We start from the raw sequence: 7,336 nt of genomic DNA, 5'->3' as shown, positions 1-7,336 counted from the left end.
CCTTCTCGCCGATGGCGATCTGCTGGTCCTTGGTGGCCTGGTGGGCCTGCGCGGCGTAGGCGGTGCCACCGAAGGCGGCCCAGGTGCTCTGGGTGAACTGCAGGCCGCCGTAGAAGCCGTTGCCGGAGTTGATGGCCCAGTTGCCGGTCGCCTCGCAGGCGGCGACCTTGTCCCAGACCGTGGCCGGCGCGGCCGAGGCGCTGGTGGCCGTGACGAGGCCGGCCACCGGCAGGGCGGTGATCGCCCCGGCCATCAGAGCCATCCGGACGCGGTTGCGGCGCTTCGGGGTGGCAGTGGTGGTGGCAGCGGCGGTCTCGTTACGGAAGGTCATGGAGTTCCTTTCGGAGGGGTCTGCGAGCGCGCGGAACCAGGCCCTCGGAAGGCCGTCGGTTTCGGGGACACGTCACTCGCGTGGTCCTGCACCGTTCTGCCCGGGGGCGGTCGGCCCGGCCGGAGCGGATCGCTCGGTGCAACGGGTTCGAAGTTACGGGGGTGGTCGTGGCGGTTTCAAGGATTTGAAGGTTTAGCCACGTCAGAGGGGTGTTACCGGGCGTAAGGATCAAGGAAATGTAGCGATTTCGCCCGATTTGCCACCATTTCCAAGATCAAATAACCCCGGGAAGTGGCCCGCGCCACTCCCGACCCGCCCCGGAACCGGTGTGAGGCCGCCCACACGGTCGACAGCGCGTGACGGTCGACCAGCCGCCGGTGCCGATTCCGCCGCCGCGGCCGCCCGCCCGGGTGGCCCGCGCCACAGTCCTCACCCGGAGTGCCCCCTGCCGTCACTCCCGGTGGCGGGCATAGCCTCAGCCCCATGAGCAACGACAGCGATGCAGCGGACACGGCGGACGCGGGAGAGGCGGCCGCCGGTGCGGGAGGGGCGGCCGACGCCGGTGCGGGACGGGCCGCGGCGGCGGGGGTGCCGATCGGCGCCGAGGAGCACGAGGCCGCGGCCGCGCCCGCGGGCTTCGAGCTGGGCACCGACGGCCCCAGCGTGGTGCTGGCCGGCCTGGACGGCTCCGACTCCTCCTGGCGCGCCACCGCCTACGCCGCCGGACTGGCCCGCCGGCAGGGCGCCGTCCTCGCGGTGGCGTACGTCCAGCCGATCCTCGGCGCCGCGACCGCCCTGGCCGGGGCCGCGGTGGAGGAGACCACCCAGGAGATCGCCGAGGAACTGCTGGCCGCACTGCGCGAGGCCGAGCACCGGGTGCGCGAGGTGTGGAAGGTGGAGTGGCGATTCCTGACCATGCGCGGCGACCCGTACACCGGCCTCGCCAAGCTCGCGGACGAGCTGCGCGCCGACGCCGTGGTGGTCGGCGTCTCCGAGCAGGCCGGGCACAAGGTGATCGGGTCGGTGGCGGTCCGGCTGGTCAAGGCGGGCCGCTGGCCGGTCACCGTCGTGCCCTGAGGTGGATGCCCTGAGGCGCGTGCCCCACGTGCCCCCGGACCTGAGGCAGGTGCCCGGCCCCGGGCCGGGCAGCCGCCCGAAGGGGGCCGGGGTGGTGGCCGGTAGGGTGCGTGACCATGACGGACACGCGGGGCACGCACCCCTCCGAGCCCGCCCACCCGACCGGCAGTGACCTGCACCTCGACCTCCCCGCCACCGGGGGCCGGCGTGCCGCGCTGATGACGGCCCTGCGCGAGGCGATCCGCAGCGGCAGACTGGCCCCCGGCACCCGGCTGCCGCCCTACCGCGCCCTCGCCACCGACCTCGGCCTGGCCCGCAACACCGCCGCCGAGGCCTACGCCGAACTCGTCGCCGAGGGCTGGCTCACCGCCCGGCAGGGCTCCGGCACCACCGTCGCCGAACGCGCCGAGCCCGTCCCGAGCGCCCGGGCCCGCCGGCCCTCCCGCCGCCCCGGCCCCACCCACGACCTCCGCCAGGGCCAGCCCGACGCCTCCTCCTTCCCGCGCACCGCCTGGCTCGCCGCCGCCCGCCGGGCCCTCACCGCCGCTCCCAACGAGGCCTTCGGGCCCGGCGACCCCCAGGGGCGGCGCGAACTGCGCACCGTCCTCGCCGACTACCTCGCCCGCGCCCGGGGCGTGCGCACCGACCCCGACCGGATCGTGGTCTGCTCCGGCTTCGCCCACGCGCTGCGGCTGCTCTTCGACGGTGCCACGCCCGTCCTGCCGCCCGCCGAGCACGGCCCGCTGGCCGTCGAGGCGTACGGGCTGGGCTTCCACCGCGGGCTGCTGGCCGCCGCCGGCGTCACCACCGTTCCGCTGCCGATCGATGAACGGGGCGCCCGGACCGGCGAGTTGGTGAACCACCCGGACGTCCGGACGGCGCTGCTCACCCCCGCCCACCAGTTCCCCACCGGCGGCCCGCTGCACCCGGGGCGCCGCGCCGCCGTGGTGGACTGGGCGCGCGGGCGCGGCGGGCTGGTCCTGGAGGACGACTACGACGGGGAGTTCCGCTACGACCGCCAGCCGGTCGGCGCCCTCCAGGGGCTCGACCCCGAACGGGTGGTCTACCTCGGCAGCGCCAGCAAGAGCCTCACCCCCGCGCTGCGGCTCGGCTGGATGGTGCTGCCCGACCACCTGGTGGACCGGGTGCTGGCCGCCAAGGGCGAGCGCGAGGGCTGGGCCAGCGCCCTCGACCAGCTGACCCTCGCCGAGTTCATCGACTCCGGCGGCTACGACCGGCACGTGCGCCGGATGCGCCGCCGCTACCGCGAGCGCCGAGACGAGTTGGTGGCCGCCCTCGCCGCCCGCGCCCCGCATGTCGAGGTGTCCGGCATCGCGGCCGGCCTGCACGCGGTGCTGCGCCTGGAGCCGGGCACCGAGCGCTCGGTGCTCAAGGCCGCCGCCTACCGGGGCCTGGCCGTCGAGGGGCTCGCCGACTACCGGCACCCGGCGGTCGGCGAGGAGGCGATGCCCGCCGTCGACGGCCTGGTGGTCGGCTACGCCACGCCGCCCGACCACGCCTACCCGGCGGCGCTCGGCGCGCTCTGCGACATCCTGCCGCCGTGCGGGTGAGGAGCGCCCCGGGGGCGGCGGTGAAGGATAGGCCCCCGGGTGCGCCCGTGGGGGCGGAACGAGAGCGGCCGGTGCGCGGCGTCCGCTCGCCGCTCCTGCGTCGGTACGGACCCGGGCCGAGGAGCACAACCCCGGCGGAGGCGGGGCCTACGCTCCTTGGTCATGCGCAGAACACATTCGCGTCGCGCCGCGCTCGCCGCGTGTCCGGCCCTCGTCGTCGGTCTGCTCCTCTCCGCCGCCCCTGCCGCCCGGGCCGACGGCCAACTGCCCCTCACGGCCGTCTCCGACAAGCAGACGACGGTCCGGGGGAGCGAGTTCACCGTCACCCTGACGCTCACCAACCCGTACGACACCCCGATCCAGTTCGTCTACCAGAGCGTCCAGGAGACCTACGCGACGAGTCTGGAGACCGGGCTGAAGTTCACCGCGACCGCCTGCGGCACCCAGACCAACGGGTGCAGTGACAACGTCCACGGCGGCATCGCCCGCTACAACGTCCCGCTCGCCCCCGGTGCCAGCAACGCCTTCACGGTGACGTACGCCGTCGCCCCCGATTCGGCCTGCGGCCCCGGCACCCGGATCGACCTCTACTCCTACCTGTACTACGAGTACAAGGGCGGTGAGGCCAGCAACTCGGGCATCGTCGGCGTCCCCGGTACCCAGGTCGCCTGCGCCTGACCCGCCCGACCCGACTTGACCCGCCCGACCGGCCCGACTGACCTGCCTCACCCGCGTGGCCCGCCCGACCCGACTGATCCGCGACGACCCGGCCGGCCCGCCGGTGTCATCGGTGGACCGCCGAGGGCGCGCACCTTCCTCCCCGGCGCAGACGCCCACTGTGCACCCCCCGTTCACCCGTCAGGTGCCGGCCTCCCCGTGTCGGCATCTGACGGGCCGTTCGGGTTTCCCGTGGTCGGCCGCAGGGGGCGGCGGCCGGAGCCCGGCGGCGCGCGGGTGTCCGAACCGCCGGGGCGGTGCGTCGGGTTGACGCCGGACGGCGGTCTCCGGGCCGTCCGGCAGGGCTCCGGTCAGGGCGGAAAGGCCGTTGGCCGCAGGGGGATCGCCGGAGCGAACGGATGTTCCCGGAGTTTGCGGGGCGGCGGGGGCGGACCGGGCGAGATTCACCCTATCGGGGGGTAGTGAGCGTTCGTGCGGGCTCCGCCGGGCCCCGATGATCTAGGGTTCCGGATGGGCCGCCGGGAGACGGTGGTCGCCTTTCGCGTAAATCGCCAACGCCCCCACCGATAAGCGGATCTGATGATCCGTCATGGCATGCGTCAGGGCGGGCCGGTATGCCCCTGGACGTGTGACCCGATCACAGGAATGGAGAGCCCTGCCGATGACCGTGGACACGAGCCCGGAGGCAGTGCAGGCCAAGCAGCAGAGCCTTGCGACGGCTGCTGCCCGGAACCTTGCCACCACGACCAAGTCCGCACCGCAGATGCAGGAGATCACCTCCCGCTGGCTGCTCAAGGTGCTCCCCTGGGTCCAGGCGGCCGGTGGCGCCTACCGCGTCAACCGTCGGCTCACCTACGCCGTGGGCAACGGGGTGGTGGAGTTCATCAAGACGGGCTCCCAGGTCCGGGTGATCCCGGCCGAGCTGGGCGAGCTGGCCCTGCTGCGCGGCTACGAGGACGAGGACGTCCTCACCGCCCTGGCCGACCGTTGCCAGCAGCGGGACTTCGGCCCCGGCGAGGTGCTCACCACCCAGGGCGAGGCCGCCGACAAGATCTTCCTGATCGCGCACGGCAAGATCAACAAGATCGGCACCGGCAAGTACGGCGACGAGACCGTGGTCGGCGTGGCCGGCGACGGCGACCGCTTCGGCGACGACGCGCTGCTGAACCCGGACGCCGTCTGGGAGTTCACGGCCAAGACCGCCACCGCCGGTGTCGCCCTGACGCTGACCCGGGCGGACTTCGCCGCCATCCGGGACAACGCGCCCAGCCTCCAGGAGCACCTCCAGGGCTTCCTGGCCCTGCCGCTCCAGGCGCAGAACGAGCGCGGCGAGGCCGAGATCGCCATGTCGGCCGGCCACCACGGCGAGTACGAGCTGCCCGGTGCCTTCGTGGACTACGAGCTCAAGCCGCGCGAGTACGAGCTGAGCGTCGCGCAGACCGTCCTGAAGGTCCACACCCGCGTCGCGGACCTGTACAACCAGCCGATGAACCAGACCGAGCACCAGCTGCGGCTGACGATCGAGGCCCTGCGCGAGCGCCAGGAGCACGAGATCGTCAACAACCCGGAGTTCGGCCTGCTCAACAACGCCGACTTCGACCAGCGCATCCAGACCCACTCCGGCCCGCCCACCCCGGACGACCTGGACGAGCTGCTCAACCGCCGCCGCGACCCCGACTACCTGCTCGCCCACCCGCGGACCATCGCCGCGATCGGCCGGGAGTTCAACGCCCGCGGGCTGTACCCCACCCACGTCGACCTCGGCGGGCAGCAGGTGCCGGCCTGGCGCGGGGTGCCGATCCTGCCGTGCAACAAGATCCCGATCACCAAGGAGAACACCAGCTCGATCCTGGTGATCCGTACCGGTGAGGACAACCAGGGCGTCATCGGCCTGCACCAGACCGGCCTCCCGGACGAGTACCAGCCCTCGCTGTCGGTCCGCTTCATGGGCATCGACGAGAAGGCGATCATCTCGTACCTGGTCAGCGCCTACTACTCGGCCGCCATCCTGGTGCCGGACGCGGTCGGCGTGCTGGAGAACGTGGAGATCGCGCACCGCCGCAGCTGAGCGCGCAGAACAGTGAGCGCGGGCCGTTACCGGTCGGCTCGATGATCGTTTGACCTGATGACGGACGGCCCGCCCCTGAAGGCGGGCCGTCCGCCTGACCGCGTCTGATCACTTCTGGTCGTAGCCGATGGAACTTCCGTCGGGAACGCGACCGTACTCGACCTTTCTGCCCGTTCTGCTCGTTCCTTCGCGGCCGGTCGGCCCGAGCCCGTTCCGTCCTCCCCGGACGATCCGAGAGGTGTGTGGAGCCCATGCCCCAGCGTCGGCAGATCTGCCGGATACCGTCCGTCGGCGCTGGGGGTGCGGCCCCCGGGCGGCGGGTGCGGCTGATCGGCGCGGCGGCCGGCGTGGTCGCGATCTGCGCGCTGGTCGGCGGTGCGACCGCGTCCGGCGCCGGGCACTCCGGGGGGTACCCGCACGGCCCGGTGGTGGACATCTGCGTGTGCGACGAGACCGACCTCTCGATGTCGGTCCGGCCGAGCGGACAGGTGACCGTCGGCGTGGACGTGGACGTGGACGTCCAGGTCGGCGTCGGCGTGGTGCCGGGCGTCGGTCCGGGGCACCACGGGCCCAAGCCCCCGCACGGGCACCACCCCTGCCGCACGCCCAGGCCCACCCCGAAGCCCACCGCGCCGCACTTCCCCTCGCCCCAGTTCCCTTCGGCGCACTTCCCCTCGCCGTCCGTCTCGGCGCCGCCCTTCTCCTCGCCGCCCCTCTCCTCGCCTTCGCGTCCGGCGGGGCTGCGGAGCGAGCCGGGACGGCCGGTCGAGGGGCAGGGTGGCTCCGGGCAGTTCGGGCCGGGTCATGACGACGACTACGGCGACGACTACGGCGACGACTACGGCGACGGGTACGGCGACGACGAGTACGGCGACCACGGCTGGCACCATCACCATCATCATCACCACCACCCGTGCCCGAGTCCGAGCCCGAAGCCCACGCCGAGTCCGACGCCGACCCTCACCCAGACGCCCAGCCCGACGCCGACGCCCACTCCGACCCCGACCCCGACCCGGACTCCGACCCGGACCCCCACGCCGACCGCCACACCGTCGCCGACGCCCACGCCGTCGCCCACGCCGTCGCCGACTCCGAGCCCCACGCCGAGTCCTACCGCCACGTCGTCGCCGACCTCACCGTCTCCCAGCCCGACGCCGTCCCCCAGCCCCTCGCCCGCGTCGCCCGCACCTTCGGCATCCCCGGCTCCTTCGGTGCCGCCCTCCGTGCCGCCGTCGACGCCCGCTCCGGGGCCCTCCCCAGCCGCCCCCGCGCCGGCGACCCCGGCCCCGGCGGCGTCCACCCCCGCACCGGCCCCGCCGCTTCCCGTTACGGCGGCCCCCGCGCCGGCGGTTCCGACCCCGGTCGCGCCCAGCCCGGTGGCCCCCAGCCCCGCGGCCTCGCCGAGTTCGGCCCGTCCGAGCCCGCTGTGGCCGACCCCGTCGGCGCAGCCGGTGTTCCCCGCCCCCAGGGCGAAACCCGCGCCCATGGCCCGGCAGCACCAGGGCACCTCGATGACCACCATGCTGCTGGTGATCATGGTCCCCGGCGTGCTCGCGGCGGCGGCCCTGCGCCCGGGCCGCGGTGGCCGAGGACGCGGCGGCCGTTCGGGCC

The 7,336-nt window shown here is 74.1% G+C and carries 6 protein-coding genes; 4 read left to right on the top strand and 2 right to left on the bottom strand.

Features of this window, described 5'->3' with window-relative positions; genetic code table 11:
- Positions 1-331 (bottom strand): transglycosylase family protein (locus tag ACFU6K_RS24990; protein WP_380666537.1); only part of this gene is annotated, 331 nt, incomplete at its 3' end.
- Positions 332-814: 483 nt separating this feature from the next.
- Here ACFU6K_RS24990 and ACFU6K_RS24985 point away from each other — a divergent pair.
- The 4 genes from ACFU6K_RS24985 to ACFU6K_RS24970 all read left to right on the top strand — a co-directional run bounded on the left by ACFU6K_RS24985 (position 815) and on the right by ACFU6K_RS24970 (position 5,725).
- A complete protein-coding gene (locus ACFU6K_RS24985; RefSeq protein WP_375873738.1) occupies positions 815-1,408 on the top strand; it encodes a universal stress protein in 594 nt (197 codons plus the stop codon).
- A gap of 116 nt (positions 1,409-1,524) precedes the next feature.
- The gene (locus tag ACFU6K_RS24980) at positions 1,525-2,979 is read left to right on the top strand and encodes a PLP-dependent aminotransferase family protein (RefSeq protein ID WP_380666535.1); all 1,455 of its coding nucleotides are present in this window, start codon (positions 1,525-1,527) and stop codon (positions 2,977-2,979) included.
- 162 nt (positions 2,980-3,141) lie between these two features.
- Positions 3,142-3,657, top strand: a complete 516-nt coding sequence (locus ACFU6K_RS24975; protein ID WP_380666533.1) for a hypothetical protein — start codon at positions 3,142-3,144, stop codon at positions 3,655-3,657.
- A 661-nt stretch (positions 3,658-4,318) separates the two neighbouring features.
- Positions 4,319-5,725 (top strand): family 2B encapsulin nanocompartment shell protein, encoded by a 1,407-nt coding sequence (locus ACFU6K_RS24970; RefSeq protein WP_380666531.1) that lies wholly within the window; start codon positions 4,319-4,321, stop codon positions 5,723-5,725.
- A gap of 901 nt (positions 5,726-6,626) precedes the next feature.
- On the opposite strand, the gene ACFU6K_RS24965 is transcribed toward ACFU6K_RS24970, so the two are convergent.
- Positions 6,627-7,262 carry a hypothetical protein gene (locus tag ACFU6K_RS24965; protein ID WP_380666529.1) on the bottom strand — a complete coding sequence of 212 codons (636 nt, stop codon included), beginning with the start codon at positions 7,260-7,262 and terminating at the stop codon, positions 6,627-6,629.
- Positions 7,263-7,336 lie beyond the last annotated feature (74 nt).

The organism is Kitasatospora sp. NPDC057512 (assembly GCF_042802135.1).
Classification (GTDB): Bacteria; Actinomycetota; Actinomycetes; order Streptomycetales; family Streptomycetaceae; genus Kitasatospora.
Note: the sequence above shows the minus strand (reverse complement) of the source record. Positions and strands in the feature narration are given on the sequence as shown.

What these genes read in the sequence shown, in the direction of transcription:
- ACFU6K_RS24980 (WP_380666535.1), top strand. Translation starts at nt 1,525, where the DNA reads ATGACGGACACGCGGGGCACGCACCCCTCCGAGCCCGCCCACCCGACC.
- ACFU6K_RS24975 (WP_380666533.1), top strand. Translation starts at nt 3,142, where the DNA reads ATGCGCAGAACACATTCGCGTCGCGCCGCGCTCGCCGCGTGTCCGGCC.
- ACFU6K_RS24965 (WP_380666529.1), bottom strand. Translation starts at nt 7,262, where the DNA reads ATGATCACCAGCAGCATGGTGGTCATCGAGGTGCCCTGGTGCTGCCGG.
- ACFU6K_RS24970 (WP_380666531.1), top strand. Translation starts at nt 4,319, where the DNA reads ATGACCGTGGACACGAGCCCGGAGGCAGTGCAGGCCAAGCAGCAGAGC.
- ACFU6K_RS24985 (WP_375873738.1), top strand. Translation starts at nt 815, where the DNA reads ATGAGCAACGACAGCGATGCAGCGGACACGGCGGACGCGGGAGAGGCG.